The organism is Streptomyces sp. NPDC031064, assembly GCF_055570965.1.
Genome location: NZ_JBVIGF010000002.1, coordinates 16,344 through 42,341, shown reverse-complemented (window position 1 = coordinate 42,341; position 25,998 = coordinate 16,344). Strand labels below are relative to the sequence as shown.

The 25,998-nt window shown below is 72.4% G+C and carries 28 protein-coding genes; 18 read left to right on the top strand and 10 right to left on the bottom strand.

All coding sequences use genetic code 11. The annotated features are described in order from the left end of the window. Positions 1–72: 72 nt before the first annotated feature. From ACZ46W_RS06930 to ACZ46W_RS06915, 4 genes are all read left to right on the top strand, one after another. A complete protein-coding gene (locus ACZ46W_RS06930) occupies positions 73–510 on the top strand; it encodes a gamma-glutamylcyclotransferase family protein (RefSeq protein WP_366127774.1) in 438 nt (145 codons plus the stop codon). Between the two features lie 191 nt (positions 511–701). Beyond that, positions 702–1,526, top strand: coding sequence for a purine-nucleoside phosphorylase (locus ACZ46W_RS06925; protein WP_366127775.1), 825 nt, complete (start codon positions 702–704; stop codon positions 1,524–1,526). Positions 1,527–1,840: 314 nt separating this feature from the next. After that, positions 1,841–3,481, top strand: a complete 1,641-nt coding sequence (locus ACZ46W_RS06920) for a phospho-sugar mutase (RefSeq protein WP_468332607.1) — start codon at positions 1,841–1,843, stop codon at positions 3,479–3,481. Between the two features lie 194 nt (positions 3,482–3,675). Continuing rightward, on the top strand, positions 3,676–4,866 hold the full coding sequence (locus ACZ46W_RS06915; RefSeq protein WP_468332604.1) for a hypothetical protein: 1,191 nt from the start codon (positions 3,676–3,678) through the stop codon (positions 4,864–4,866). A gap of 3 nt (positions 4,867–4,869) precedes the next feature. Here the strand turns inward: ACZ46W_RS06915 and ACZ46W_RS06910 are convergent, their stop codons facing one another. From ACZ46W_RS06910 to ACZ46W_RS06900, 3 genes are all read right to left on the bottom strand, one after another. Then, entirely contained in the window at positions 4,870–5,454 is a 585-nt protein-coding gene (locus tag ACZ46W_RS06910; RefSeq protein WP_468332601.1) for a PH domain-containing protein, read from the bottom strand. A gap of 30 nt (positions 5,455–5,484) precedes the next feature. Further along, on the bottom strand, positions 5,485–6,114 hold the full coding sequence (locus tag ACZ46W_RS06905; RefSeq protein WP_468332598.1) for a class F sortase: 630 nt from the start codon (positions 6,112–6,114) through the stop codon (positions 5,485–5,487). Between the two features lie 118 nt (positions 6,115–6,232). Continuing rightward, positions 6,233–7,480: a hypothetical protein gene (locus tag ACZ46W_RS06900; RefSeq protein WP_468332595.1), complete on the bottom strand. Its 1,248-nt coding sequence runs from the start codon at positions 7,478–7,480 to the stop codon at positions 6,233–6,235. A gap of 252 nt (positions 7,481–7,732) precedes the next feature. Between ACZ46W_RS06900 and deoC the strand changes: the two genes are divergently transcribed. Genes deoC through ACZ46W_RS06885 form a run of 3 tightly spaced genes read left to right on the top strand, consistent with a single transcriptional unit; the run spans position 7,733 to position 11,032 of the window. Then, positions 7,733–8,698: a deoxyribose-phosphate aldolase gene (gene deoC / locus ACZ46W_RS06895; RefSeq protein WP_468334661.1), complete on the top strand. Its 966-nt coding sequence runs from the start codon at positions 7,733–7,735 to the stop codon at positions 8,696–8,698. 5 nt (positions 8,699–8,703) lie between these two features. Then, complete coding sequence (locus tag ACZ46W_RS06890) at positions 8,704–10,137, top strand: aldehyde dehydrogenase family protein (RefSeq protein ID WP_468332592.1); 1,434 nt, start codon at positions 8,704–8,706, stop codon at positions 10,135–10,137. Then, entirely contained in the window at positions 10,130–11,032 is a 903-nt protein-coding gene (locus ACZ46W_RS06885; protein ID WP_468332589.1) for an aldehyde dehydrogenase family protein, read from the top strand. The genes ACZ46W_RS06890 and ACZ46W_RS06885 overlap by 8 nt, the downstream gene beginning before the upstream one ends. 80 nt (positions 11,033–11,112) lie before the next feature. Here ACZ46W_RS06885 and ACZ46W_RS06880 read toward each other — a convergent pair whose 3' ends face one another. Beyond that, a complete protein-coding gene (locus ACZ46W_RS06880) occupies positions 11,113–11,475 on the bottom strand; it encodes a hypothetical protein (RefSeq protein WP_468332586.1) in 363 nt (120 codons plus the stop codon). A gap of 54 nt (positions 11,476–11,529) precedes the next feature. Between ACZ46W_RS06880 and ACZ46W_RS06875 the strand changes: the two genes are divergently transcribed. Further along, a complete protein-coding gene (locus ACZ46W_RS06875; protein ID WP_468332583.1) occupies positions 11,530–12,255 on the top strand; it encodes a uridine kinase in 726 nt (241 codons plus the stop codon). Positions 12,256–12,436: 181 nt separating this feature from the next. Here ACZ46W_RS06875 and ACZ46W_RS06870 read toward each other — a convergent pair whose 3' ends face one another. Continuing rightward, positions 12,437–13,174 (bottom strand): SigE family RNA polymerase sigma factor, encoded by a 738-nt coding sequence (locus tag ACZ46W_RS06870; RefSeq protein ID WP_468332580.1) that lies wholly within the window; start codon positions 13,172–13,174, stop codon positions 12,437–12,439. 149 nt (positions 13,175–13,323) lie between these two features. Between ACZ46W_RS06870 and afsQ1 the strand changes: the two genes are divergently transcribed. The 5 genes from afsQ1 (at position 13,324) to ACZ46W_RS06845 (ending at position 17,054) form a co-directional block, all read left to right on the top strand. After that, positions 13,324–14,001, top strand: coding sequence for a two-component system response regulator AfsQ1 (afsQ1, locus tag ACZ46W_RS06865; protein ID WP_179166385.1), 678 nt, complete (start codon positions 13,324–13,326; stop codon positions 13,999–14,001). Further along, the gene (locus ACZ46W_RS06860; protein WP_468332576.1) at positions 13,998–15,503 is read left to right on the top strand and encodes an ATP-binding protein; all 1,506 of its coding nucleotides are present in this window, start codon (positions 13,998–14,000) and stop codon (positions 15,501–15,503) included. The genes afsQ1 and ACZ46W_RS06860 overlap by 4 nt, the downstream gene beginning before the upstream one ends. After that, on the top strand, positions 15,490–16,104 hold the full coding sequence (locus ACZ46W_RS06855) for a hypothetical protein (protein ID WP_468332573.1): 615 nt from the start codon (positions 15,490–15,492) through the stop codon (positions 16,102–16,104). The genes ACZ46W_RS06860 and ACZ46W_RS06855 overlap by 14 nt, the downstream gene beginning before the upstream one ends. A gap of 64 nt (positions 16,105–16,168) precedes the next feature. Then, the gene (locus ACZ46W_RS06850) at positions 16,169–16,774 is read left to right on the top strand and encodes a VanZ family protein (protein WP_468332569.1); all 606 of its coding nucleotides are present in this window, start codon (positions 16,169–16,171) and stop codon (positions 16,772–16,774) included. A 79-nt stretch (positions 16,775–16,853) separates the two neighbouring features. Further along, positions 16,854–17,054 carry a PspC domain-containing protein gene (locus ACZ46W_RS06845; RefSeq protein WP_073753831.1) on the top strand — a complete coding sequence of 67 codons (201 nt, stop codon included), beginning with the start codon at positions 16,854–16,856 and terminating at the stop codon, positions 17,052–17,054. 78 nt (positions 17,055–17,132) lie between these two features. Here ACZ46W_RS06845 and ACZ46W_RS06840 read toward each other — a convergent pair whose 3' ends face one another. Together ACZ46W_RS06840 and ACZ46W_RS06835 are read right to left on the bottom strand one after the other, a co-directional pair. After that, positions 17,133–17,459 (bottom strand): ATP-binding protein, encoded by a 327-nt coding sequence (locus ACZ46W_RS06840; protein WP_366127789.1) that lies wholly within the window; start codon positions 17,457–17,459, stop codon positions 17,133–17,135. 129 nt (positions 17,460–17,588) lie between these two features. Further along, the gene (locus ACZ46W_RS06835; protein WP_468332566.1) at positions 17,589–18,743 is read right to left on the bottom strand and encodes an adenosine deaminase; all 1,155 of its coding nucleotides are present in this window, start codon (positions 18,741–18,743) and stop codon (positions 17,589–17,591) included. 100 nt (positions 18,744–18,843) lie between these two features. On the opposite strand from ACZ46W_RS06835, the gene ACZ46W_RS06830 reads away from it, so the two are divergent. Further along, positions 18,844–19,614, top strand: coding sequence for an alpha/beta hydrolase (locus ACZ46W_RS06830; protein WP_468332564.1), 771 nt, complete (start codon positions 18,844–18,846; stop codon positions 19,612–19,614). 230 nt (positions 19,615–19,844) lie between these two features. Then, entirely contained in the window at positions 19,845–20,105 is a 261-nt protein-coding gene (locus ACZ46W_RS06825; RefSeq protein ID WP_468332562.1) for a hypothetical protein, read from the top strand. Between the two features lie 9 nt (positions 20,106–20,114). On the opposite strand, the gene ACZ46W_RS06820 is transcribed toward ACZ46W_RS06825, so the two are convergent. Further along, the gene (locus ACZ46W_RS06820) at positions 20,115–21,074 is read right to left on the bottom strand and encodes a LysR family transcriptional regulator (protein WP_468332559.1); all 960 of its coding nucleotides are present in this window, start codon (positions 21,072–21,074) and stop codon (positions 20,115–20,117) included. Between the two features lie 62 nt (positions 21,075–21,136). On the opposite strand from ACZ46W_RS06820, the gene ACZ46W_RS06815 reads away from it, so the two are divergent. Genes ACZ46W_RS06815 through ACZ46W_RS06805 form a run of 3 tightly spaced genes read left to right on the top strand, consistent with a single transcriptional unit; the run spans position 21,137 to position 24,192 of the window. After that, positions 21,137–22,426 (top strand): MFS transporter, encoded by a 1,290-nt coding sequence (locus ACZ46W_RS06815; protein WP_468332556.1) that lies wholly within the window; start codon positions 21,137–21,139, stop codon positions 22,424–22,426. Positions 22,427–22,459: 33 nt separating this feature from the next. Then, positions 22,460–23,155, top strand: a complete 696-nt coding sequence (locus tag ACZ46W_RS06810) for a L,D-transpeptidase family protein (protein WP_468332553.1) — start codon at positions 22,460–22,462, stop codon at positions 23,153–23,155. 41 nt (positions 23,156–23,196) lie between these two features. Continuing rightward, a complete protein-coding gene (locus tag ACZ46W_RS06805; RefSeq protein ID WP_468332550.1) occupies positions 23,197–24,192 on the top strand; it encodes a sigma-70 family RNA polymerase sigma factor in 996 nt (331 codons plus the stop codon). Here ACZ46W_RS06805 and ACZ46W_RS06800 read toward each other — a convergent pair. Next, positions 24,125–24,478 carry an STAS domain-containing protein gene (locus tag ACZ46W_RS06800; RefSeq protein ID WP_468332548.1) on the bottom strand — a complete coding sequence of 118 codons (354 nt, stop codon included), beginning with the start codon at positions 24,476–24,478 and terminating at the stop codon, positions 24,125–24,127. The two genes, ACZ46W_RS06805 and ACZ46W_RS06800, sit on opposite strands and share 68 nt — an antisense overlap. A gap of 145 nt (positions 24,479–24,623) precedes the next feature. After that, complete coding sequence (locus ACZ46W_RS06795; RefSeq protein ID WP_468332545.1) at positions 24,624–25,901, bottom strand: thymidine phosphorylase; 1,278 nt, start codon at positions 25,899–25,901, stop codon at positions 24,624–24,626. Positions 25,902–25,998: the final 97 nt, after the last annotated feature.

The window sequence follows — 25,998 nt, the reverse complement described above, 5'->3', positions numbered from 1 at the left end:
ACCGGTGCTTCCCCCCGGGGCCCTCCAACGGGAAACAGCGCTCACCCCCGGCCCTCCCGTACCCTCGATCCCATGTCGCTCTACGCCGCGTACGCCGGCAACCTCGACGCGCGGCTGATGACCCGCCGCGCCCCGCATTCCCCGCTGCGCGGCACGGGCTGGCTCAACGGCTGGCGACTGACGTTCGGCGGCGAGCAGATGGGCTGGGAGGGCGCCCTGGCCACGATCGTGGAGGCCCCGCGTTCCCAGGTGTTCGTCGCGCTGTACGACATCGCCCCCATGGACGAGGACTCCATGGACCGCTGGGAGGGCGTGGGCCTGGACATCTACCGGCGCATGCGGGTGCGGGTGGACACGCTGGACGGCGAGGAGCCCGCCTGGGTGTACGTCCTCAACGGCTACGAGGGCGGCCTGCCGTCCGCCCGCTATCTGGGCGAGGTCGCGGACGCCGCCGAGTCCGCGGGCGCGCCGCACGACTACGTGATGGAGCTGCGCAAGCGGCCCTGCTGACAGCTCTCCGTCGTACCTTTGTCGGAAACGACAAGACAACGATCCGAGCTCCGTGGGCATCGTCATCTACGCGCGTAGGCAACTTCGGGCTACGCTCTTGTGCGTACTGCTTTCTTCCGGGGCCGGCCCCCGGACCCCCGGTCGTCGTCAACGGTCCGGGGCGACTGTTACTTCGCGAGGCGAGAGACTCTGTGAACGCAACTGCCACCCCGGACCACCTCCAGGGCGACCCCTACGCCGCCGCCGCCGACGCCGCCGCGCGCCTGCGCGAGCTGACCGGCACCGAGACCCACGACGTCGCCCTGGTGATGGGCTCCGGCTGGGCGCCGGCCGTCGACGCCCTCGGCGCGCCCGAAGCCGAGTTCCCGGTCACCGAGCTCCCCGGCTTCCCGCCGCCGGCCGTCGAGGGCCACGGCGGCAAGATCCGCTCGTACCGGATCGGCGACAAGCGCGCGCTGGTCTTCCTGGGCCGTACGCACTACTACGAGGGCCGTGGCGTCGCCGCCGTCGCCCACGGTGTGCGCACCGCCGTCGCCGCCGGCTGCAAGACCGTCGTGCTGACCAACGGCTGCGGCGGCCTCCGCGAGGGCATGCGCCCCGGCCAGCCGGTCCTGATCAGCGACCACCTCAACCTGACGGGCGCCTCGCCGATCGTCGGCGCGAACTTCGTGGACCTCACCGACCTGTACTCGCCGCGCCTGCGCGCGCTGTGCAAGGAGGTCGACGAGACGCTGGAGGAGGGCGTCTACGTCCAGTTCCCCGGCCCGCACTACGAGACCCCGGCCGAGATCAACATGGTCCGCGTCCTCGGCGGCGACCTGGTCGGCATGTCCACCGTCCTGGAGGCCATCGCCGCCCGTGAGGCGGGCGCGGAGGTCCTCGGCATCTCCCTGGTCACCAACCTCGCGGCGGGCCTCTCGGGCGAACCGCTGAACCACGAGGAGGTCCTCCAGGCGGGCCGCGACTCGGCCGCCCGCATGGGTGAGCTCCTGACGCGCGTTCTGGACCGGATCTAGCCGGTCCCCGGTGGGGGCTCTCGTCCCCCACCCCGCCCCTTCCCGAAACCGGGTGCCGCGCCCCCGGACCCCCCTGCCGCAGGAGCTCTGGGCCCGCCCCGAAGGAGGACGCGCAGTGGGGGTGTTCCGGGCGTAAAGCGACTGAGCTCGCGAAGGAGAGCCCAGGACACCCCCACGGAGCGGGCCCCACGGCGCCCCGCCCGCGGACGGGCGACCCCGAGGGGCCCGGGGGCACCCGGGACGGGGGCACCTCGGCGGGGTACCGGTACCCGTAGCGCAGACCAGTCGTACGACACCGAGAGAGGCAGACACCCGTGCAGCAGAACCTCATCGCGCAGGCGGAGGCGTGGCTCGCCGAGGACCCGGATCCCGAGACGCGCGACGAGCTCGCCAAGCTCATCGAGGCGGGGGACCTCGACGAGCTCGCCGCCCGGTTCGGCGGCACCCTCCAGTTCGGCACGGCCGGGCTGCGCGGTGAGCTGGGCGCCGGGCCCATGCGGATGAACCGGGCCGTGGTCATCCGGGCCGCCGCCGGGCTCGCCGCGTACCTGAAGGCCGAGGGCCACACCGGTGGCCTCGTCGTCATCGGCTACGACGCCCGCTACAAGTCGGCCGACTTCGCCCGCGACACCGCCGCCGTCATGGTCGGCGCCGGTCTGCGCGCCGCGATCCTGCCGCGCCCGCTGCCCACGCCCGTCCTGGCGTACGCCATAAGGCACCTGGGCGCGGTCGCCGGTGTCGAGGTGACCGCCAGCCACAACCCGCCGCGCGACAACGGCTACAAGGTCTACCTGGGCGACGGTTCGCAGATCGTGCCGCCCGCCGACACCGGGATCGCCACCGAGATCGCCGCGATCCGGAGCCTCGACGACGTGCCGCGCGCCGAGGAGGGCTGGGAGACCCTCGGGGACGAGGTCGTGGAGGCCTATCTGGCCCGTACGGACGCCGTCCTGACCTCCGGCTCCCCGCGCACCGCGAACGTCGTCTACACGGCCATGCACGGCGTCGGCAAGGACGTCGTCCTCGCGGCCTGGGAGCGGGCCGGGTTCCCGGCACCCGCGCTCGTCGAGGAGCAGGCCGACCCGGACCCGGACTTCCCGACCGTCGCCTTCCCCAACCCCGAGGAGCCGGGGGCGATGGACCTGGCCTTCGCCAAGGCCCGCGAGGTCCGGCCGGACATCGTCATCGCCAACGACCCGGACGCCGACCGCTGCGCCGTCGCCGTCCCGCACGAGGACGACTGGCGCATGCTGCGCGGCGACGAGGTCGGCGCGCTGCTCGGCGCCCACCTGGTCCACAAGGGCGCCACCGGCACCTTCGCCGAGTCGATCGTGTCCTCCAGCCTGCTGGGCCGGATCGCCGAGGCGGCCGGGCTGCCCTACGAGGAGACGCTGACCGGCTTCAAGTGGATCGCGCGCGTGGAGGGCATCGCGTACGGCTACGAGGAGGCGCTCGGCTACTGCGTCGACCCCGGCGGCGTCCGCGACAAGGACGGCATCACGGCGGCGCTGCTGGTCGCCGAGCTGGCCTCCGAGCTGAAGGAGCAGGGCCGCACCCTCTCCGACCTGCTGGACGACCTCGCCATCGAGCACGGGCTGCACGCCACGGACCAGCTCTCCGTCCGCGTGCAGGACCTGAGCGTCATCGCGAACGCCATGCGCCGCCTGCGCGAGCAGCCGCCCACCGCGCTCGCCGGACTGACCGTGACGTCCGCCGAGGACCTGTCGAAGGGCACGGACCGACTGCCGCCCACGGACGGCCTGCGGTACTACCTCGACGGCGCCTTCAAGGCGCGCGTCATCGTCCGCCCCAGCGGCACCGAGCCCAAGCTGAAGTGCTACCTGGAGGTCGTCGTCCCGGTCGCCCACGCCAGCGAGCTGGCCGACGCCCGGGCGAAGGGCGACGAGATCCTGGCGGCGGTCAAGCGCGACCTGGCGGCGGCCGCCGGCATCTGAGCCGCCCGCGAGCCGCCTTCCGGGCCGGCATCCGAGCCGGCATCCGAGCCGCCTTCCGAGCCGGCATCCGAGTCGGCGGCCGGTGCCCGTACGGGTGAATCCCGTACGGCAGGTGACGCACGGCCCCGGTACGTACCCCCGGTCACCGAGCAGGGTGACCCCCGGTACCGCAGCCGAGCCCCTGGAGCGCCACCGTGCCGCCGTCGGTGATCACCCCGCGCCCGAGAGTCCCCGCGTCGCGCCGGCCCCCGTCCCCGGCGGGCGGGGGCGTCCGGGAGCGGACCGCCCGTTCGCTGCGGTACGCCGCGCCCGCGCTGCTGGCGTACCTGGCCGTGCGGCTCTTCGGGCTGCTGGTGCTGGCCCGCTGGGCGCACCTCAAGCAGCACGGGGTGTGGCCGGTGCTCGCCTCGTCCTGGGACTCGAACTGGTACCTGGGCATCGCCGACCACGGGTACCAGGACGGCCTGGGCACCAGGTACGACTCCAACAACCTGGCGTTCTTCCCGCTGTACCCGGTGCTGATCAAGGCGGTCGCGGGCGTCACGCCCGGCTCGCGCGCGTCGGTGGCGCTGGTCCTGGCGGTGGCGTTCTCGCTGATCGCGGCGTGGGGGATCTTCGCCGTCGGCGCCCGGCTGTGCGGGCGACGCGCCGGCACCGTGCTGACCGTCCTGTGGGGCGCGCTGCCGGTCGGGATCGTGCAGTGGATGGGCTACACCGAGTCGCTGTTCACGGCGCTGGCGGCGTGGGCCCTGTACGCCGTGCTGACCGGCCGCTGGTACGCGGCGGCCGCCCTCGCGGTGCTCGCCGGGCTGACGCGCCCCACCGGGATCGCCCTCGCGGCGGCCGTGACGGTGACCGGCCTGGTCGCGGCGGCCCGCACGCGCGCGTGGGCACCGTTCGTCGCGGCGCTCACCGCCCCGCTGGGCTGGCTGGGGTACGTGGCGTGGGTGGGCGCCCGGGTGGGGCGCTGGGACGGCTACTTCGCCGTGCAGCGGTTGTGGCGCAACGCCTGGGACGGCGGGGCCGGCACGCTGCGCTGGATGCGCGAGCTGCTGGCGTACGACCGGACTCCCCAGCTCTTCCTGGTGGCCGTGTCGGCGGTGCTGGTGGCGTCGGTGGCGCTGTACGCGCTGTGCCTGGCCGACCGGCAGCCGCTGCCGCTCCTCGTCTTCTGCGGGGTCCTGCTGCTGGTGGTGCTGGGCAGCGGCGGGGTGTACTTCCCGCGCGCCCGCTTCCTGCTGCCCGCCTTCCCGCTGCTGCTGCCGCTCGCGGTGGCGGTGAGCCGGGCGCGGCTTCCGGTGGCGGGGCTGGTGCTGGGGGCGGCGGTGCTGTCGTCGGCGTGGCTGGGCGCCTACATGCTGCTGGTGTGGCCGGGCCCGCCGTGACGGTCAGACGACCGAGAGGACGACCAGCAGGACGAGGCCGACGAGCGCGGGCGCGATGATCTCGTAGGCCCACCGGATGTGCGGTTCGCCCTGCGCGGTGGGCCGTGACGCGTTCCGCTCGGCCATTTCGCGCAGGTCGGCGACGGTCTGGTCGGCCCCGGCGGTGCGGACCTCCCGGGCGTCGGCGCCGCCCCGGTCCTGGCGGCGCGCGGCCTTCTTGCGCTCGCGCAGCGACACGGGCACCGACCAGAGCTGGTACTTGGTGCCGTCCCGGGTGATGACCTCGCTGGAGTACCCGGCGCGCACGTCCGCGACCGACGCCCACGGCAGGTCGACGGTCCGGAACGGGTTCCGTACCCGCATGCGGTCGTCGCCCGCGTACACCACGGGCCGGAAGGTGAACGCGACGATCAGCGGCACCACCAGCAGCAGCCCCGCGACGGCGATCCAGCGCACCCGGCCCTCGCCGGTGAGCAGCGCGTCACCGCCGATCCAGGCGGCGAAGCCGAGCAGCAGGAGACCGCCCACGATCCCCGCGGTCGAGCGGAAGGACCGGTCGGCGTACTGGGGCTCCTGTGGGGTCGTCATGCCGCCGATTCTGCCTCACGGGCACGGTCCTCACGCGACCAGATCGGCGTACAGGATGATGTTGTCGGGCCGGTGCCCGTCGACCAGCTCGCCACCGCAGGTGATGAGGCGCAATTCGGGACGGGTGGTGTCGCCGTAGACCTTCCGCGTCGGAAAGGCCTTCTTGTCGACCTGTTCCAGTTCCCGTACGCGGAAGACGGCGGTCGTGCCGTCGGCGCGCCGCACGCGGATCTCGTCGCCGGTGCGCATTCTGGCGACGTCCTTGAGCACGGCCGGGCCCTTCGCGGTGTCGAAGTGGCCGATCAGCACGGCCGGGCCCGTCTCGCCGGGCGTGACGCCCTTGTCGTACCAGCCGATCCTGTCCGCGTCGGCGACGGACGGCACCTCGACGGTGCCGTCGGCGGCGAGACCGAGCGCGAGTACGGGCCCGGTGTCCACGCCCGCGGCGGGGATCGTCACCCGTACCGGCTCGGACCGGGCCATGGGCGCGGCGGTGGCCCTCGGCGGGGCGGTGGCCCTGGGCGGGGCGGTGGCGGGCTTGACGTGGGCGGGCGGGGTGGCGGCCCCGGGACTGTCCGCCGGGGCGCCGCAGCCGGCCGTACCGGCGAGGGTGGCCGGGACGGCGAGGGCGAGCAGCGCGGCGGCGAGCCGGTGCTTCAACGGGGGCTCCTGGGAACGTGTGCGGCGGGCCGCCGCGTGGGGTGTGTCGCGGCGGCCCGCCCGGGGGGTGGGGTGTGGCCTGGCTCGGGTCGGTGACAGGTCACGGGGAGATCGGTGGTCAGCCGCGGTCGGCCGCCCGGCGGCGGCGCATGGCGACGAAGCCCAGACCGGCGGCGGAGAGCGCGGCGGCGCCCGCCCCGGCGGCGATCAGCAGGGACTGGTCGCCCTCGCCGGCCGTCTCGGCACCGGCGGCGACACCGCCCTTGGGCACGACGGAGGTCTGCGAGGTGGTGCCGTGGGCCGTGACGGCGGCGGGGGTCGCGGTGGCGGCGGGCATGGCCGTGGAGCCGCCCTTGTCCGTCCCCTTGTCCGTCCCCTTGTCCGTCCCCTCGCCCGTGCCCTTGTCGCTGTCCTTGTCGCTGTCCTTGTTGGCGCCCGGGACGTCCGCGCCGACGTAGACGGCCACGCCGTTGGCGACGCCGCCGATGATGTGGTGCGAGAACGTTCCCGACCGGTCGAGGACGACGACCGCCGAGCGCGTCTGGAGGACGACGCGGCCGGTGTCGTCGACGAAGCGGACGCCCTTCGGGCAGCCCTTGCTGTCGCACGCGGAGATCCCGTAGCGCCCGTCCGCCTTGGTGATCTTGATGAGCTGGCCGGTGGGCAGGTCGTACACGCCCGGCTTGGCGCCCGTCACGACGTTGTCCAGCCCGAGCCAGTTGTACGTCGAGCCGTCCGCGTTGAGCACGAAGTACTGGACGTCGTTCTGCGCGGCGACCGAGCGGCCGTCGGCGTCCAGGACGCCGATCGAGGCGCCGTCGATGAAGGCGTCGGCACGGTGGTGGTTCGAGGTGACGCGGTAGATCTTGACGTACGTGCCGTTCTTGAGGGTCCCCGTACGGATCAGCTCGCCCATGTCCTCGTCGACCTGGCGCGGGATCACCCGGCCGTCGGCCTTCAGCAGGACCTCGACGCGGTTGTACGTGCGCTTCTCGCCCACCTTCAGGGTGAACAGCGTCTTGCCGGCCTTGTGGACGTCCGCCTCCAGGGTGCCGTTGACCCGGAAGACCTGGGCGGACATGCCCTCGACGAGCTGGACGGTCTCGACCGGCTCGCGCTCGCCGTCGCTCTCCGCCCCGGGCTTGGCCTCCGCTCCCGGCTTGGCCTCCGCTCCCGGCTCGACCTCCGGCGTGGCGGCCTTGTCGGCCGGGGCGGCAGGCCTCACGTCCGGCGTGACCGGCTTGGTCGCATCCGAGGAGGCGGGCTTCGCGTCGGCGGCGAAGGCGGCGGTGGCGGTGGCCACCGGGCTGAGGGCGGCACCGGCGAGGACCGCGGTGGCGATGGCGGTGCGAAGGGCGAAACGCATGACGACTCCGTGGAGCTGAAAAGTGGATGAGATGAGGAAGAGCCGCATGCCGCCTGCTCGTTCGGGTGGGGCCGGTGAGTTCTGGCGGGCTGCGTGAACAAAGTTATGGATCTTGTATGCGGGAGGCGTCCGCTCCATGTCACAGCCGCGTGACAGAGCTCACTGCGCCCGTAACCACCTGCGGTTTTCCACAGCCTGCCGTTCCGGGGCTGTACAGGTCGCTACGCGCGTAGATATGCTCAAGTGGTGACCATGCCCACCACCACAGCATCCGCATTCGCTGACGTGACCGCGTCCGGTAGCACACTGCGCCGCTTCCTCCACGGGCTGCCCGGCGTCGACGCCGTCGGCCTCGAAGCGCGCGCGGCGTCCCTCGGTACGCGCTCGATCAAGACCACGGCCAAGGCGTACGCCATCGACCTGGCCATCTCGATGATCGACCTGACGACGCTCGAAGGCGCGGACACCCCGGGCAAGGTCCGGGCGCTCGCCGCCAAGGCCGTCAATCCCGACCCGACCGACCGCACGACCCCGCGCACCGCCGCCGTCTGCGTCTACCCCGACATGGTGGCCACCGCCAAGGCGGCCCTGACCGGGACCGACGTGAAGGTCGCCTCCGTGGCGACCGCCTTCCCGGCCGGCCGTGCCGCCCTCGACGTCAAGCTCGCGGACACCCGTGACGCCGTCGCCGCCGGGGCGGACGAGATCGACATGGTGATCGACCGCGGGGCGTTCCTCGCGGGCGACTACCTGAAGGTCTACGAGGAGATCCGCGCCGTGAAGGAGGCCTGCGTCCGCGAGGACGGCGGCGCGGCCCGCCTGAAGGTCATCTTCGAGACCGGCGAGCTGTCCACGTACGACAACATCCGCCGCGCCTCCTGGCTCGGCATGATCGCGGGCGCGGACTTCATCAAGACCTCGACCGGCAAGGTCGGCGTCAACGCCACCCCCGCGAACACCCTGCTCATGCTGGAGGCGGTGCGCGACTTCCGCGCCCAGACCGGGGTACAGGTCGGGGTGAAGCCCGCGGGCGGCATCCGGACCACCAAGGACGCCGTCAAGTTCCTGGTCCTGGTCAACGAGACCGTCGGCGAGGACTGGCTGGACAACCACTGGTTCCGGTTCGGCGCGTCCAGCCTGCTCAACGACCTGCTGATGCAGCGTCAGAAGCTGGCCACCGGACGTTACTCCGGTCCCGACTACGTGACGGTGGACTGATCACCATGACCAAGTTCGAGTACGCACCCGCCCCCGAGTCCCGCTCGGTCGTCGACATCGCGCCGTCCTACGGCCTGTTCATCGACGGCGAGTTCACCGAGGCCGCGGACGGCAAGGTCTTCAAGACCATCTCGCCCGCCTCCGAGGAGGTGCTCTCCGAGGTCGCCCAGGCCGGGGCCGAGGACGTGGACCGGGCCGTGAAGGCCGCCCGCAAGGCGTTCGAGAAGTGGTCGGCGCTGCCGGGCGCCGAGCGCGCCAAGTACCTGTTCCGGATCGCCCGGATCATCCAGGAGCGCAGCCGTGAGCTGGCCGTCCTGGAGACCCTGGACAACGGAAAGCCGATCAAGGAGACCCGCGACGCGGACCTCCCCCTGGTCGCGGCGCACTTCTTCTACTACGCGGGCTGGGCCGACAAGCTCGACCACGCCGGCTACGGCCCGAACCCGAAGCCGCTGGGCGTGGCCGGCCAGGTCATCCCGTGGAACTTCCCGCTGCTGATGCTCGCGTGGAAGATCGCCCCGGCGCTCGCCACCGGCAACACGGTGGTGCTCAAGCCCGCCGAGACGACCCCCCTGTCCGCCCTGTTCTTCGCGGACATCTGCCGCCAGGCGGGCCTGCCGAAGGGTGTCGTGAACATCCTCCCGGGTTACGGGGACACCGGCGCCGCGCTCGTCGAGCACCCGGACGTCAACAAGGTCGCCTTCACCGGCTCCACCGCCGTCGGCAAGGCCATCGCCCGCCAGGTCGCGGGCACGGAGAAGAAGCTGACCCTGGAGCTGGGCGGCAAGGGCGCCAACATCGTCTTCGACGACGCGCCCATCGACCAGGCCGTCGAGGGCATCGTCACCGGCATCTTCTTCAACCAGGGCCAGGTCTGCTGCGCCGGCTCCCGCCTCCTCGTCCAGGAGTCCATCCAGGACGAGCTGCTGGACGCCCTCAAGCGCCGTCTGTCGACGCTCCGGCTCGGCGACCCGCTGGACAAGAACACCGACATCGGCGCGATCAACTCCGCCGAGCAGCTCGCCCGGATCAAGGCGCTGGCCGAGACGGGCGAGGCGGAGGGCGCCGAGCGCTGGTCCCCCGCCTGCGAGATCCCGACCTCCGGCTTCTGGTTCGCCCCGACGCTCTTCACGGGCGTCACGCAGGCGCACACCATCGCCCGCGACGAGATCTTCGGCCCGGTCCTGTCGGTGCTGACGTTCCGTACCCCGGACGAGGCCGTCGCCAAGGCGAACAACAGCCAGTACGGCCTGTCCGCCGGCATCTGGACGGAGAAGGGCTCCCGCATCCTGGCGGTGGCGAACAAGCTCCGCGCGGGTGTCGTCTGGGCCAACACGTTCAACAAGTTCGACCCGACCTCGCCCTTCGGCGGCTACAAGGAGTCGGGCTTCGGCCGCGAGGGCGGCCGCCACGGCCTGGAGGCGTACCTCGATGTCTGACACGACGAACCGTCTGAGCGTCTTCAAGACCTACAAGCTGTACGTCGGGGGCAAGTTCCCCCGCAGCGAGAGCGGCCGGGTGTACGAAGTGCAGGACAGCAAGGGCAAGTGGCTGGCCAACGCGCCGCTCTCCTCCCGCAAGGACGCCCGTGACGCGGTCGTCGCGGCGCGCAAGGCGTTCGGCGGCTGGTCGGGCGCGACCGCGTACAACCGGGGCCAGATCCTCTACCGCATCGCCGAGATGCTGGAGGGCCGCAGGGACCAGTTCGTCCGCGAGGTCGCCGACGCCGAGGGCCTGTCGAAGTCGAAGGCCGCGGCGGTCGTCGACGCGGCCATCGACCGCTGGGTCTGGTACGCGGGCTGGACGGACAAGATCGGCCAGGTCGTGGGCGGGGCGAACCCGGTCGCGGGCCCGTTCTTCAACCTCTCCACCCCCGAGCCGACGGGTGTCGTCGCGATCGTCGCCCCGCGCGAGTCGTCGTTCCTGGGCCTGGTCTCCGTCGTCGCCCCGGTGATCGCCACCGGTAACACGGCGGTCGTCGTCGCCTCCGAGAAGGCCCCGCTCCCGGCGCTCTCCCTGGGCGAGGTGCTGGCCACCTCGGACCTGCCGGGCGGTGTCGTCAACGTCCTGTCGGGCAAGGCGGCCGAGATCGCCGCGCCGCTCGCGGCGCACCAGGACGTCAACGCCATCGACCTGACGGGCGCGGACGCCGAGCTGGCCCGCGATCTGGAGGTCGCCGCGGCGGACAACCTCAAGCGCGTCCTGCGTCCACAGGCTGTGGACGGCGAGGACTTCGCCGCCGACCCGGGCACGCACCGCCTCACCGCGTTCCTGGAGACCAAGACGGTCTGGCACCCCACGGGCTCCCTGGGCGCCTCCGGCTCGTCCTACTGAGCCGGCCCACGCCGAACGGCTCCGTCTCCCCTCCGTCCGGGGGAGGCGGAGCCGTTCTCGTACGGCGAGGACGACGGGCCTCAGCCGGGGATGGCCCCGCCCAGCAGCGGCCCGGCGACCGGCAGGTTCGGGAGGTTGGTCACGGAGCCGGTCAGGGTCGTCGTGTCGACCGGCTTGAAGTCGCTGACCTGCGTGCCGATGCCGTTGTTGAGCGGGTCGACGCCCGTCTGCGAGAGCGGGTTGACCTTCAGGTTCTTGGCCACCCCCGTCACATGCGGAACGGCGCCCATCGTGGCCTGGAGGGCCGCCTGGGGGTCCGTCTTGGGAAGTTGCGGCAACTGCACCGGCTGCACCATCGCGTGCGCCGCGCCCCCCGTGACGCCCAGGGCGGCGCCCAGCGCCGAGACGGTCAGCCCGGCCTTCAGCAACGTATGACGAGTCATGGAAGCTCCTGCCACCTGCGTAACGAGTCGGGTACGCACCGTATTTGAGATGTGATGCTGGATACCAACGGCCTCCGGACGGGGTCCCCCGACCGGGTCAATGGTTCAGACTGGTGTCCCGTGAGTTCCCAACCGATCCCGACGCGCGTCGTCCTGCTCGCGGGCCCCTCCGGCTCCGGCAAGTCCTCCCTCGCGGCCCGCACCGGCCTGCCCGTGCTGCGCCTCGACGACTTCTACAAGGAGGGTCACGACCCGACGCTGCCGCTCGTCCCCGGCAGCACGGACGTCGACTGGGACTCCCCGCTGTCCTGGGACGCGGACGCGGCCGTGGCCGCCGTCGCGGAGCTGTGCGCCACCGGCCGTACGACGGTCCCCGTGTACGACATCGCCACCAGCTCGCGCGTCGACCGGGAGGTGCTCGACATCGAGCGCACCCCGCTGTTCGTGGCCGAGGGCATCTTCGCGGCGGACATCGTGGCCCGCTGCCAGCAGCTCGGCATTCTGGCGGACGCCCTGTGCCTGCGCGGCCGGCCGTCCACCACGTTCCGCCGCCGGCTGCTGCGGGACCTGCGCGAGGGCCGCAAGTCGGTGCCGGTCCTGCTGCGCCGGGGCTGGCGCCTGATGCGTGCCGAACGTTCGATCGTCACCCGGCAGACCGCCCTGGGCGCCCACCCCTGCAACAAGGCCGAGGCCCTCGGCCGCCTCGCCGCCGCGGCGGCCGGCCGCCACCGCGCCCCGTCCCCGTCGCCCGCCCCGGCCCGGGCGCCCGAACCGGCGTAACGCCCCCGACCGCACACGGGGCCGGACAGCACGCGGGGCCGGACAAGACCCCCCGTCTTGTCCGGCCCCGCGCTTGATCCCCCGTACCCCGTTGTCCCCCGTGGTCCCCCCCCGTTTCCCCCTTGTCCCCCCGCTCGCCGGCCGCCGCCTCCCCCGAGACCGCGACCGTTTCCCCCTGCCTTCAGGCCACCAGTTGGCCGAAGGACTCCTCTTCGTCACGGCCGAAGCTGAGGACGTCGTCCTCGCGCAGCCGGCGCAGGGAGCGCCAGATGCTCGACTTCACCGTGCCGACACTGATGTCCAGGATCTCCGCGATCTCCGGGTCCGTGCGGCCCTCGTAGTAGCGCAGGACCAGCATCGTTCGCTGGAGTTCGGGCAGCTTGGCGAGTGCCTGCCAGAGCACCGCCCGCAGTTCCGTGCCGCGCATCGCGTCGGTGTCGCCGGCGGACTCGGGGAGTTCCTCGGTGGGGTACTCGTCGATCTTCCGCCGCCGCCAGGCGCTGATGTGCAGGTTCGTCATGGTGCGGCGCAGGTAGCCGCCGACCGCCGCCTTGTCGCTGATGCGGTCCCAGGCGCGGTACGTCGAGAACAGCGCGCTCTGGAGCAGGTCCTCGGCCTCGAAGCGGTCACCGGTGAGGTGGTAGGCGGTGGCGTACAGGGAGGCGCGGCGCTCCTGCACGTAGGCGGTGAACGCCGCTTCGGCATTCGCAGCCTCCGTGGGGTTCTTGCGCTCCCCCGATTCCTCCCCGTACGCCGTCGCCCCGTCAGTCACGGCGACCATGTAGGGCGCCTTGTGCTGACGCCCGGCGCTGCGAACGCACCCCCGCCCGTTCACCGCGCCGGACTTCTCCGTGCTCCGCTTGACGTCGTGGAGACGCGTGACAACTGCGCTTGAGGTGGTGCTGTGCAGTGCGTTCATCTCGCGCCCCCCGTCGGTTGGAGTCTGCTTCGGTCCGTGTGCCAATGAGCTTGCCCGGGCGACTTCATAGCGGTGTCCGCCGACTGTCACAGACCTGTCACAGCCCCCACCGGTCGAACTGTCCCGCCCCCATGGGACAGAATGACGGCGTGCCTTTCCTGTTGCTGATCGAGGACGACGATTCCATCCGCACGGCCCTCGAACTCTCGCTGTCACGCCAGGGCCACAAAGTGGCCACCGCGGCGACGGGCGAGGACGGCCTGAAACTGCTGCGTGAGCAGCGGCCGGATCTGATCGTGCTGGACGTGATGCTGCCCGGCATCGACGGCTTCGAGGTGTGCCGGCGCATCCGGCGTACCGACCAACTGCCGATCATCCTGCTGACCGCGCGCAGTGACGACATCGACGTGGTCGTCGGCCTGGAGTCCGGCGCGGACGACTACGTCGTCAAGCCGGTGCAGGGCCGGGTGCTGGACGCGCGCATCCGGGCGGTGCTGCGGCGCGGCGAGCGCGAGTCGACGGACTCGGCGACGTTCGGGTCGCTGGTGATCGACCGGTCCGCGATGACCGTGACGAAGAACGGCGAGGACCTCCAGCTCACGCCGACGGAGCTGCGGCTGCTGCTGGAGCTGTCGCGCCGCCCGGGCCAGGCGCTGTCCCGGCAGCAGTTGCTGCGGCTGGTGTGGGAGCACGACTACCTGGGCGACTCGCGCCTGGTGGACGCGTGCGTCCAGCGGCTGCGGGCGAAGGTGGAGGACGTCCCGTCGTCCCCGACCCTGATCCGTACGGTCCGTGGCGTGGGTTACCGGCTGGACGTGCCTGCGTGAGGAAGGGGAGTCTGCGGCTGCGCCTCGTCGTGGTCTTCGCCCTCGTCGCGCTCACCGCCGCCGCCTCCGCGTCCGGGATCGCGTACTGGCTCAACCGTGAGGCGGTGCTCCAGCGTACGCAGGACTCGGCGCTGAACGACTTCCGTCAGGAGATGCAGCGGCGTGCCGCCACGCTGCCGCTGCGGCCGACGGAGGAGGAGCTGCGGCGGACGGCCGAGGAGATGTCGTCCGGCGGGGTCGGGTACGGCGTGGTGCTGCTGGGCGAGCGGGCCAAGGGCAAGCCGATCGTGGGGGTGTCGGACCCGGACCGGTTCACGCTGGACGACGTGCCGGAGGAGCTGCGGCTCGCGGTGAACGAGCGGCAGGAGGTGGCGGACGGCAACGAGTTCCCGTACCACCTGTTCTGGCAGCGGACGACACGGGACGGCACGCCGTACCTGGTGGGCGGCACGCGGATCATCGGCGGCGGGCCGACCGGTTACATGTTCAAGTCGCTGGAGCCGGAGCGGCAGGACCTGAACTCGCTGGCCTGGTCGCTGGGGATCGCGACCGCGCTGGCGCTGATCGGTTCGGCGCTGCTCGCGCAGGCCGCGGCGACGACCGTGCTGAAGCCGGTGCACCGGCTCGGGGAGGCGGCGCGGCGGCTGGGCGAGGGCGAGCTGGACACCCGGCTGCGGGTGTCGGGCACCGACGAACTGGCGGAGCTGTCCCGGACGTTCAACAGCGCCGCGGAGAGCCTCCAGAAGAAGGTCGCGGACATGAGCGCGCGGGAGGAGTCGAGCCGTCGCTTCGTCGCGGACATGTCGCACGAGCTGCGGACGCCGCTGACCGCGCTGACCGCCGTCACCGAGGTGCTGGAGGAGGAAGAGGACGCCCTCGACCCGATGATCGCCCCGGCCGTCAAACTGGTGGTCAGCGAGACGCGGCGGCTGAACACACTGGTCGAGAACCTGATGGAGGTCACCCGCTTCGACGCGGGCACGGCACGGCTGGTGCTGGACGACGTGGACGTCGCCGACCAGGTCACGGCGTGCATCGACGCGCGGGCCTGGCTGGACGCGGTGGAGCTGGACGCCGAGCGCGGGATCATGGCGAGGCTCGATCCGCGCCGCCTCGACGTGGTCCTGGCGAACCTGATCGGCAACGCGCTCAAGCACGGCGGCTCGCCGGTGCGCGTCTCGGTCCGGACGGCGGACGACGACCTGTTCATCGAGGTGCGGGACCACGGGCCGGGTATCCCCGAGGACGTACTGCCCCACGTCTTCGACCGGTTCTACAAGGCGAGCGCGTCGCGGCCGCGGTCCGAGGGCAGTGGCCTCGGGCTGTCGATCGCGATGGAGAACGCGCTGATCCACGGCGGTGACATCACGGCGGCCAACTCGCCGGACGGTGACGGGGCGGTGTTCGTGCTGCGGCTGCCGCGCGACGCGTCGCGCACGCGTGACGCCGGCCAGTCCGCTCGGGAGGAGAAGCAGGAGGGTGGCGGTGATGAGGGTGCGTGAGCGGCGGGGCGCGGTCGCGCTCGCGGGGGTCGCCCTGCTCGCCGCCGCCGTCTCCGGCTGCGGTATCCGTACGACGTCGGTGCCCGTCGACGCGGGCGCCGCGCCGTCGCGGCTGCCGTGCAGCGTGTCGGGCGAGGACCTGGCGTCGCAGGCCGGCGAGCAGGGGGTGCCGGTCCGGGTGTACCTGGAGTGCGCGTCGGGCCTGGAGGCGGTGGACCGCACGGTCCCGCGGACGGACGACAAGAACCCGCGCGGTACCCGGGTCGCGGTGGCCCAGGCGCTGCTGAACCAGCTCCTCGCGGAACCGTCGACGAGTGAGCGCGAGGCGGGTTTCGCCACCTCCGTCCAGGGCCCGCTGACCGTGTCGGCGGCCCGCGAGGGCGACCCCGAGGCGTCGCTGCGGCTCAGCCGCCAGCCGGAGGACCTGCCCGCGGCGGCGCTGTCGCAGATCGTGTGCACGTACGCGGAGAACGGCGTGACCGCCGACGGCGGTACGGCCCTGCTGGGCGGCCCGGGCCCCTACCCGGTGCGGCGTTACGCGTGCACGGCCGGGCTGAAGGAGCGCCCGGACTCGGCGGCCCCTACGCGGCCCTCGTCCTGAACCCGGGCGGGGCCGGTCCCCGGTGGGCGGAACCGATCGTGCCGGTGGACGCGTCTTGGGGGGCGTGCAGCGTCATGGTTCGGACGGCAGCGCCGTCATCCGCCTCCGCGCGGCGGGGCTCATCCTCCTCATCGCTCATCTCGTGCTCGTGGGGTGGCTGACGCTCCGGCCGCTGGACGTGATGTGGGTGACGGCGGCCAATCTGGAGCCGTTGGCCGGGATCAAGGCCGACCTGGCGATGGGCCCGGTGGAGGCCGCGAGACGGATCGGTGAGGGCCTGTTGCTGCTGGCGCCGCTCGGGGTGCTGCTGCCGATGGCGGGTGGCCGACTGGCCGTCTCCCCGTGGGCGTCGCTGGCCCGGACGGTCGTGGCGGGCGCACTGGTGTCGCTGGGCATCGAGCTGTTGCAGACGGCGGTGCCGGGGCGGGTGGTGGACGTGGACGCGCTGCTGCTGAACACCACGGGCGTGGCGCTGGCGCACCTGGCGGTGGTGCCCGCGTGGCGGGGGCGGCTGCGCCGCCGGCAGGGGCCGGGCGGCGGCCCCGGTCGGGGGTCCGCCGGGGGCGGTGCCCGGGGGCGCGGTACGGGCGTCCGTGGGGTGGGGGCCTTGCGGGATGACGTCTCTCAGGGTGCGACCCCGAGGATTCCCAGGGTCGGTATCGCCCCGTAGTCCGACGTTTTGTCCCGGCCTGTCGGGCGAGGATGAAGTCACGGAGCACATCGACCTCATTTCCGCGAAGGAGCCCACCATGGCCGCACTTGTTCGCCCCCGTGACGGAAAGATGATCGGCGGAGTGTGCGCGGCGCTGGCGCGGCGCTTCGGCACCTCCGCGACGACGATGCGCGTGATCTTCGTGGCCTCGTGCCTGCTGCCCGGTCCGCAGTTCCTGCTGTACCTGGCGCTGTGGATACTGCTGCCGTCGGAGAAGGCCGCGAAGCCGGCCTGGTAGTTCCCCGCGTACGCACGCGGAAGGGGGCGCCCACCTGTGACGGTGGGCGCCCCCTTCGCGTACGCGCGTGGCGCTGGCTCAGGCGCCGAGCGCCGGGAGGGTGCCGCCGACGGGCAGGCCACCGAGGAGGCCGGCCGCGGCGGCCGGGTCGATGGGCAGGCCCTGCAGCGAGGCGTTCTTGGTGGCCGCGCCGGCCAGTTCCTGCCCGGTGGCCAGCAGCTCGGTGGCGTTGTTCGGAGCCTGCTCGACGGCCGACTGGAGGACCGGCACCGCGGTGGCGGTGGCGGCGCCCAGCGCGGCGCTGGTGGGCGTCGTGGTGGCCGCGGAGGCGGTGCCGGCGGCGGCAGCGGCGAACGCGGCGCCGAGGGCGGCGACACCGAGGGTCTTGGCGGCAGACTGCTTCATCGAATTTCGTCCTTGGGGGAACTCGGGGAAAGATGAGCGGCTCTGCAACTTAGTCATCGTTCCGTGACCCCCGCAAACACCCGAAACGGCCAGGTCATGGAATTCCTGGCCGTTCGCGGGCACCTCGCCTCAGGGTGTCTTGGGTACGGAATCGCTGGTCGCGGCGGTCTGCCGGAACAGCCATTCGGACTTCAACTCGGCGTACCCGGGCTTGATCACGTCATTGATCATCGCCAGCCGTTCGTCGAAAGGAATGAATGCTGATTTCATCGCATTGACGGTGAACCACTGCATGTCGTCGAGCGTGTAGCCGAACGTCTCGGTCAGCAGCTCGAATTCGCGGCTCATGCTGGTGCCCGACATCAACCGGTTGTCGGTGTTGACCGTGGCCCTGAAGTGCAGGGTGCGCAGCAGCCCGATGGGGTGCTCGGCGTACGAGGCGGCGGCGCCGGTCTGGAGGTTGGAGGTCGGGCACAGCTCCAGCGGGATGCGCTTGTCGCGTACGTACGCGGCGAGGCGGCCGAGCGTGACGGTGCCGTCCTCGGCGACCTGGATGTCGTCGATGATGCGCACCCCATGGCCGAGGCGGTCGGCGCCGCACCACTGGAGGGCCTGCCAGATGGACGGCAGGCCGAACGCCTCGCCGGCGTGGATGGTGAAGTGGTTGTTCTCGCGCTTGAGGTACTCGAAGGCGTCGAGGTGGCGGGTGGGCGGGTAACCGGCCTCGGCGCCCGCGATGTCGAAGCCGACGACGCCGTTGTCGCGGTAGCGGTTGGCGAGTTCGGCGATCTCCAGGGCGCGGGCGGCGTGCCGCATGGCGGTGAGCAGGGCGCCCACGCGGATGCGGTGGCCGTTCTCGCGGGCCCGGCGTTCGCCCAGGCGGAAGCCCTCGTTGACGGCTTCGACGACCTCTTCGAGGGTGAGGCCCTTGTCCAGGTGCTGCTCCGGGGCGTACCGCACCTCCGCGTACACGACGCCGTCCTCGGCGAGATCCTCGGCGCACTCGGCGGCGACGCGGACGAGGGACTCACGGGTCTGCATGACGGCGCAGGTGTGGGCGAAGGTCTCCAGGTAGCGCTCCAGCGAGCCGGAGTCGGCGGCCTCGCGGAACCAGATGCCGAGCTTGTCCGGCTCGTGCTCGGGCAGCGCGGTGTACCCGGTGGCTTCGGCGAGGTCGATGATGGTGCCGGGGCGCAGACCGCCGTCGAGGTGGTCGTGGAGCAGCACCTTGGGGGCGCGGCGGATCTGGTCCGCGGTCGGGACATGGGGTGTCTGGCTCGTCATTTTCGAACTCTAGCCCCTACGCGCGTAGAAGGCGCGTCGATACGTAACAGTGATCCCGCGTACGGATCGCGTACACCTCCTCTTCTGAGACTGTTCTGCCATGGCACTCCAGGCACTCGTAGGTACGGGAGGCGCGCGGGCGCCCAGGCTGGGCCGGCCCGTGGGGAGGGCCGTCGCGGAGGTGGGCGGCGTGCTGCTGCTCCTCCCGGACGGTGAGCCCGAGTCGGGGCGCGGCCCCTCGCCGGTCGCCCACGCGGCGGCCGTGCCGCTGGCGCGCCACCTGGCCCGGGCGGGGCGGGCGGAGGGGCTGGTGGCCCATGTGGTGCGCTACCGGGGACGCGGCTGGAACGGCGCGGACGCGCGGCTCGCGGCGGACGCGCGGTGGGCGGTCTCGGAGGTCGTACGACGGTACGGCGACGTCCCGGTCTGCCTGGCCGGGCGCGGCATGGGAGGCCGGGCGGCGCTGCGCGCGGCGGGCCACACGGCCGTCAACTCGGTGCTCGCCCTTGCCCCTTGGCTGCCGGAGGACGATGTGGCGGCGACACCCGAACCGGTGAAACAGCTCGCCGGCCGCCGGGTGCTGATCGCGCACGGCACGAACGACACGCGTACGGACCCGGAGCTGTCGTACCGGCTGGCGGAGCGGGCGAAGAAGGCGAACCGGGACACGTGCCGGTTCGAGGTCCACTCGGACGGTCACGGGCTGCGCGAGCACCACGACGAAGTGCTCGCGCTGGCGGCCGACTTCGTGCTGGGCGCGCTGTTCGGGTGCCCCTTCTCCCGCCCGGTCGCCGACGCCCTGGCGGCCCCGCCGCCGCTGGGGCTGCGGATGCCGCTGGCGTCGGGCTTCGGCAAGGCGCTGCGCCGCTAAGGGCGGCGTCACGCCCGTGGGTGAGCGGCCGCCGCCGTCACGGCGATTGTCCGGGCCCTGGTGAAATCGAGGGCCGGCCATACGTGATGCCACAAGAGGCGTCATTCCAGGGCCGGTTGGGAACAGGGGCCCGCCCTCGGGCCTGGGCGTGGCAAGTGCCATGATGAAGCGTCCGGGATGCCCTTACCCACCCGTGGGACGACCCGCGGTCCCACAGCGAGGAACCTGACATGGCCACTGGAGCGACCGACAGCCCGGCGACCCTCTACGGGCTGGTCTCCCTCGTCCTCGGCACCCTCGCCCTGATCGCCGCAGTGCTCTCCGGCCACCTCGGAATCGCGATCCCGCTCCTGGCCGGCAGTCTCGCCGTCACCTTTGCCGCGATCGGCCTGGGCAGCGGACTCAATCGGGGACGGTGCGCCATCGGCCTGGCCACCGGGTCCCTCGGCGTGCTGTACCCGGTCTTCCTCGTCGCCGCCTTCAGCGCCTGACGCGTGGATTCACTCCGGCTCCGACAGGAGGCGGCCCCGGCGGGAGAGCAGGAACCGTTTGAAGGCGGCCACCGGCGGGGTGTCGGGGTGGCCGTCGAGCCAGGCGACGCCGATCTCGCGGGCCGCGCGCGGGGCCGTCACGGTGAGCTCCACGACGCCGGGGCGCGCGACCGCCGGGGGCGGCAGGAGCGCGACACCGAGGCCCGCCGCGACCAGGCCGCGCAGCGTCTCGGCCTCCTCGCCCTCGAAGGCGATCCGGGGCGCGAAGCCCGCCTCGGCGCACAGCGCGTCGGTGATGCGGCGCAGCCCGTAGCCGGGTTCCAGGGTGACGAACGTTTCGTCGGCGGCCTCCGCGAGGCGGACGCGCTTGCGGGCGGCCAGCCGGTGGTCGTCCGGGACGACGAGCCGCAGCCGCTGCTCGTCCAGGCGGCGGGCGACCAGGTCGGGGGCGTCCGGGACGGGCGAGGTCAGGCACAGGTCCAGGTCGCCGGCGCGGAGGCGCTCGATCATGGCCTCGCCGTAGTTCTGCACGAGCGTGAAGCGGACCTTGGGGTGGTCCACCCTGAAGGCCCGGATCAGCCCGGGGACGGTCTCCGAGCCCATGGTGTGCAGGAACCCGAAGGCGACCCGCCCCGCCGACGGGTCGGCGTCCGCCCGTACCGCGTCGGCGGACCGCTCCACCTCCGCCAGCGCCCGCTCGGCCGAGGCGAGGAAGGTGCGCCCCGCCGGGGTGAGCGAGACGGTGCGGCCCTTGCGGGCGAACAGCGCGACGCCCAGGTCCTGTTCGAGGCGGACCATGGCCCGCGACAGCGTCGACTGCGGCACGCCCAGGTCGTGCGCGGCGCGCGTCACATGCTCGTGGCGGGCGACCGCCGCGAAGTACGCGAGCCGCGGCGCAAGCAGCAGCCCCATGTCTTCTTCGTTACTGTTCGGTGACAGCCACTCCCGTGAGCTGTGGTTATGCGCCATGGGAACGATTAAAGCCGTTCCATGCATTGGACGCATGAGGCGGGGGTGCCTACGGTCGAGACATGCCTTCCGCCAGTACCAAGGCGGCCGCCACCGACGCGGTCGCCGACACTCGCCTTTCCCCCGGCCGCCCCGGCTACCGCCGGATGAGCTTCGCGCTCTTCGCCGCCGGAGTGGCCACCTTCGCCCTCCTCTACTCGACCCAGGCCCTGCTCCCGGCCGTCTCCGCCGACTTCGGCGTGAGCGCGTCGGCCGCGAGCTGGACCGTGTCCGCCGCGACCGGCGCGCTCGCCCTGTGCGTCCTGCCGCTGAGCGCCCTGTCCGAGCGGTTCGGCCGCCGCACCCTGATGACCGCCTCCCTCGTGGTCGCCGTCGCCCTCGGGCTGCTCGTGCCCTTCGCGCCGAGCCTGGAGTGGCTGGTCGCGCTGCGCGCCGTGCAGGGCGCCGCGCTCGCGGGTCTGCCCGCGTCGGCGATGGCGTACCTGGCCGAGGAGGTACGGCCCAAGGCGCTGGTCGCCGCGATCGGCCTGTTCGTGGCGGGCAACAGCATCGGCGGCATGAGCGGCCGGATCGTCACCGGCTGGGCGGCCCAGCTCTGGGGCTGGCGGGCGGCGCTCGCCGCGGTGGGGCTGATGGCACTGGTGTGCGCGGTGGTGTTCCGGCTGATGATCCCCAAGGCGCGGCACTTCTCGCCCGGTTCGCTGAACCCGCGCGCGCTGGCTTCGGCGGTCCGTACGCACCTGTCCGACCCGCTGCTGATGCGCCTGTACGCGATCGGCGCGCTGTTCATGACCGTCTTCGGCGCCGTCTACACGGTGATCGGCTACCGGCTCGTCGAGGCGCCGTTCTCGCTCCCGCAGGGCGTGGTCGGCTCGATCTTCCTGGTGTACCTGGTCGGTACGGTCTCGTCGGCCGCGGCCGGGAAGCTGGTGGGCCGCATGGGGCGGCGCGGGGCGCTGTACCTGGCGGTCACCACGACGGCGGCGGGTCTGCTGCTGTCCCTGTCGGACGCGCTGGCGTACGTACTCCTCGGCCTGGTCCTGATCACCGCCGGGTTCTTCGCCGGGCACGCGGTCGCCTCGTCCTCCGTGAGCCGCACGGCGAGGACGGGCCGGGCGCAGGCGTCGGCGCTGTACCAGTCGGCGTACTACCTGGGCAGCAGCGCCGGCGGCACGCTCGGCGCGGTCGCCTTCCACGCCGGCGGCTGGGCGGGCACGGTCCTGCTGGGCCTGGTCGCGGTCCTCGGGGTCGTCTCCCTGACCCTGTACGGGACGCACGCCGCGCGCGTGGAGAACCGTAAGTCTCGCGAAACGTACAACCGCACCGCTTCCCCGAGCGTCCTAAGGGCATAACCATCTCAAGGGGCTCCAGGGGGAGTGGTGGACGTGGGTGGGATACGCAGGAGAGCCGGGGTCGCGCTCGGTCTCACGGGACTCGTCGTGCCGTTGACGGTCGCACTGGGCGCGGCGCCGGCCCAGGCGGCATCCTGTACGACGCAGACAGGCCCGTACCAGAGGCAGGTCGAGAAGTTCATGGGCCGGCCGGTGGACGGGAAGCAGTCGCCGGCCGACTGCAAGGCGATCCAGACGTTCCAGCGCTGGCACGGGATCACGCCGAGCGTCGGGTACGCCGGGGAGATCACCTGGCGCACGATGAACACGATCCTCCAGCAGCGCGCGGCGGGGAAGAACCCCAACGCGGCGGGTAAGTGCCCCACCAACAAGGGGCGCATCGCGTGCGTGGACCTGACCAGGCAGCTCTCCTGGATCCAGGACGGCGCCAGGCTGAAGTACGGGCCCGTGCCGGTGCGCACCGGCCGCGACGGCGACGAGACCCGTACCGGCGCGCGGAAGATCTACCACCGCAACATCGACCACTGGTCGACGCTCTACAAGGTGCGCATGCCGTACGCGCAGTTCTTCGACGGCGGGCAGGCGTTCCACTCCGTCACCAAGTCCATGTACAACCCGCCGGGTTCGCGCGGCTGCGTCAACATGCGGCCGGCCGACGCGAAGGCGTACTGGAACCTGCTGCGCAACGGCGACGACGTGTTCGTGTACGGGCGCAAGCCCGGTACGTGACGCCCGTTGTCAGTCCCCTCCTGTAGCTTCCGTCGTGAGGCATGGGAAGCGCGACAGGGGTGGACGCGATGACTGGTGTGGCGAGCGATGTGGCGGACCTTGAGCAGTACCGGACCGAGCTGACCGGGTACTGCTACCGCATGCTGGGATCGGCCTTCGAGGCGGAGGACGCCGTCCAGGACACGATGGTCCGGGCGTGGCGGAGCTTCGAGAAGTTCGAGGGCCGGTCCTCGGTGCGCTCATGGCTGTACCGGATCGCGACGAACGTGTGCCTGGACGCGCTGAACGCCGGCAACCGGCGGGCGCGGCCGATGGACCTGACGGCGCCGACCCCGGTGGCGCAGGCCCGGCTCAACTCGCGCCCGGAGGTCACCTGGCTGGAGCCGGTGCCGGACGGGCGGGTGCTGCCGTCGGTCGCCGACCCGGCGGAGGCGGCGGTGGCGAAGGAGACGGTACGGCTCGCGTTCGTGGCGGCGCTCCAGCACCTGCCGCCGAAGCAGCGGGCGGTGCTGATCCTGCGCGAGGTGCTGGCCTGGAAGGCGAGCGAGGTGGCGGAGCTGCTCGGCACCACGGTCGCGTCGGTCAACAGCGCGTTGCAGCGGGCGCGGGCGACGCTCGCGGAGTCCGAGCCGGCGAGGACGGACACGGCCGATCCGCTGGACGAGGAGCAGAAGAAGCTCCTCGACCGGTACGTGGCGGCGTTCGAGGGGTACGACATGGCGGCCCTCACCGCGCTGCTCCACGAGGACGCCACGCTGTCCATGCCGCCCTACGACCTGTGGCTCCGGGGCCACGACGACATCACCGGCTGGATGCTGGGCGTCGGCGAGGTGTGCCGGGGCTCGCGCCTGGTGCCGGTGGTGGCCAACGGCACCCCGGCGTTCGCGCACTACCACCCGGACCCGGACGGGGGCTTCAGCCCGTGGGCCCTCATGGTCATCGAGATCGTCGACGGGAAGGTCTCGGGCATCACGTCGTTCCTGGACGTGAAGCGCTGGTTCCCCCTGTTCGATCTTCCGGAGCGGCTGGAGGCGTGACCTCGCCGAGCAGCCCGTCCAGCCCGACCAGTTCCAGCAGCGTCCGCAGCCCCGGCCCGGCCCCTCGTACGGTCATCCGGTGCCCGAGCCGCCCCGCGGTCAGCCGGAGCCGGGCGAGCGCGTCGACGGTGGCGAGGCCGGGCCGGGTGACACCGGCGACATCACAGACGACATCGCCGGCGCCGCTCCCGTCGAGCAGCTCGGTCAGCTCCTCGCAGAGGCGCGGCACGTCGGCCGGCTCGACGAGACCGACGACGCGGAAGACTTTCGGATCCGTGGTGTCCACATGGAAGGAGACCCGCGCCTCGGCCGGAACTCATCGCTGCCCGTGCGCCGCGGCGGTATGACTCCTGATCGTCCGGCCCCGGTCGGGCGGGGAATGCCGAACGGGACCGGTGGAGGTCCACCGGTCCCGTTCAGCCGTACGAGGGTCAGGCGATGCGGTCCAGCACGATCGGGTTCGGGGTGAAGTCCGTGCCCGCCGCCGCGATATCGTAGGCGCCGTCCAGGGACTTGAGGGCGTAGTCGAACTTCTCCGGGGTGTCCGTGTGGAGGGTCAGCAGGGGCTGGCCCGCCGTGACGGTGTCGCCCGGCTTGGCGTGGAGCTCGATGCCCGCGCCCGCCTGGACCGGGTCCTCCTTGCGGGCGCGGCCGGCACCGAGGCGCCAGGCGGCGACGCCGACGCCGTACGCGTCGAGACGGGTGAGGACGCCCGAGGAGGGGGCGGTGACGACGTGCTGTTCGCGGGCGACCGGGAGGGTGGCGTCCGGGTCACCGCCCTGGGCGGCGATCATGCGGCGCCAGACGTCCATGGCGGAGCCGTCCGCGAGGGCCTTCGCCGGGTCGGCGTCCTTGATGCCGGCCGCGTCGAGCATCTCGCGGGCGAGCGAGATGGTCAGCTCCACGACGTCGGCGGGGCCGCCGCCCGCGAGGACCTCCACGGACTCCCGGACCTCCAGGGCGTTGCCCGCGGTGAGGCCGAGCGGGGTCGACATGTCGGTGAGGAGGGCGACGGTCTTCACACCGTGGTCGGTGCCCAGGCCCACCATGGTGGACGCCAGCTCGCGGGCGTCGGCGATGTTCTTCATGAACGCGCCCGAGCCGACCTTGACGTCCAGGACCAGCGAGCCCGTACCCTCGGCGATCTTCTTCGACATGATCGAGGACGCGATCAGCGGGATCGCCTCGACCGTGCCGGTGACGTCGCGCAGCGCGTACAGCTTCTTGTCGGCGGGGGCGAGGCCGTCGCCCGCCGCGCAGATCACCGCGCCGGTGGTGTCCAGGACGTGCAGCATCTCCTCGTTGGACAGCAGCGCCCGCCAGCCGGGGATGGACTCCAGCTTGTCGAGCGTGCCGCCGGTGTGGCCGAGGCCCCGGCCGGAGAGCTGCGGTACGGCGGCGCCGCAGGCGGCAACCAGCGGGGCGAGCGGCAGGGTGATCTTGTCGCCGACGCCGCCCGTGGAGTGCTTGTCGGCGGTGGGGCGGGACAGGGACGAGAAGTCCATCCGCTCGCCGCTCGCGATCATCGCGGCGGTCCACCGGGCGATCTCCGTGCGGTTCATGCCGTTCAGCAGGATCGCCATCGCGAGCGCCGACATCTGCTCGTCGGCGACCTCGCCGCGCGTGTAGGCGTCGATGACCCAGTCGATCTGCTCGGGGCTCAGCTCGCCCTTGTCCCGCTTGGTGCGGATGACGGAAATCGCGTCCATGGCCTTGAGGGTTCCTTCCAGCGGGAGGGGACAGTCCTGTGCGCGTGACTCTACGCGCATAGAGGTGAGGGGAGGAGAAGGACGACCCCTCCGCGGA

Excerpts from the sequence above, each read along its gene's own strand:
- deoC (WP_468334661.1), top strand. The coding sequence starts at position 7,733 with ATGCCCACCACCACAGCATCCGCATTCGCTGACGTGACCGCGTCCGGT.
- ACZ46W_RS06795 (WP_468332545.1), bottom strand. The coding sequence starts at position 25,901 with ATGGACGCGATTTCCGTCATCCGCACCAAGCGGGACAAGGGCGAGCTG.
- ACZ46W_RS06885 (WP_468332589.1), top strand. The coding sequence starts at position 10,130 with ATGTCTGACACGACGAACCGTCTGAGCGTCTTCAAGACCTACAAGCTG.
- ACZ46W_RS06830 (WP_468332564.1), top strand. The coding sequence starts at position 18,844 with ATGGCACTCCAGGCACTCGTAGGTACGGGAGGCGCGCGGGCGCCCAGG.
- ACZ46W_RS06835 (WP_468332566.1), bottom strand. The coding sequence starts at position 18,743 with ATGACGAGCCAGACACCCCATGTCCCGACCGCGGACCAGATCCGCCGC.
- ACZ46W_RS06870 (WP_468332580.1), bottom strand. The coding sequence starts at position 13,174 with ATGAACGCACTGCACAGCACCACCTCAAGCGCAGTTGTCACGCGTCTC.
- ACZ46W_RS06815 (WP_468332556.1), top strand. The coding sequence starts at position 21,137 with ATGCCTTCCGCCAGTACCAAGGCGGCCGCCACCGACGCGGTCGCCGAC.
- ACZ46W_RS06930 (WP_366127774.1), top strand. The coding sequence starts at position 73 with ATGTCGCTCTACGCCGCGTACGCCGGCAACCTCGACGCGCGGCTGATG.
- ACZ46W_RS06825 (WP_468332562.1), top strand. The coding sequence starts at position 19,845 with ATGGCCACTGGAGCGACCGACAGCCCGGCGACCCTCTACGGGCTGGTC.
- ACZ46W_RS06910 (WP_468332601.1), bottom strand. The coding sequence starts at position 5,454 with ATGACGACCCCACAGGAGCCCCAGTACGCCGACCGGTCCTTCCGCTCG.
- ACZ46W_RS06820 (WP_468332559.1), bottom strand. The coding sequence starts at position 21,074 with ATGGCGCATAACCACAGCTCACGGGAGTGGCTGTCACCGAACAGTAAC.
- ACZ46W_RS06890 (WP_468332592.1), top strand. The coding sequence starts at position 8,704 with ATGACCAAGTTCGAGTACGCACCCGCCCCCGAGTCCCGCTCGGTCGTC.
- ACZ46W_RS06845 (WP_073753831.1), top strand. The coding sequence starts at position 16,854 with ATGGCCGCACTTGTTCGCCCCCGTGACGGAAAGATGATCGGCGGAGTG.
- ACZ46W_RS06840 (WP_366127789.1), bottom strand. The coding sequence starts at position 17,459 with ATGAAGCAGTCTGCCGCCAAGACCCTCGGTGTCGCCGCCCTCGGCGCC.
- ACZ46W_RS06855 (WP_468332573.1), top strand. The coding sequence starts at position 15,490 with ATGAGGGTGCGTGAGCGGCGGGGCGCGGTCGCGCTCGCGGGGGTCGCC.
- ACZ46W_RS06805 (WP_468332550.1), top strand. The coding sequence starts at position 23,197 with ATGGGAAGCGCGACAGGGGTGGACGCGATGACTGGTGTGGCGAGCGAT.
- ACZ46W_RS06900 (WP_468332595.1), bottom strand. The coding sequence starts at position 7,480 with ATGCGTTTCGCCCTTCGCACCGCCATCGCCACCGCGGTCCTCGCCGGT.
- ACZ46W_RS06880 (WP_468332586.1), bottom strand. The coding sequence starts at position 11,475 with ATGACTCGTCATACGTTGCTGAAGGCCGGGCTGACCGTCTCGGCGCTG.
- ACZ46W_RS06875 (WP_468332583.1), top strand. The coding sequence starts at position 11,530 with ATGCTGGATACCAACGGCCTCCGGACGGGGTCCCCCGACCGGGTCAAT.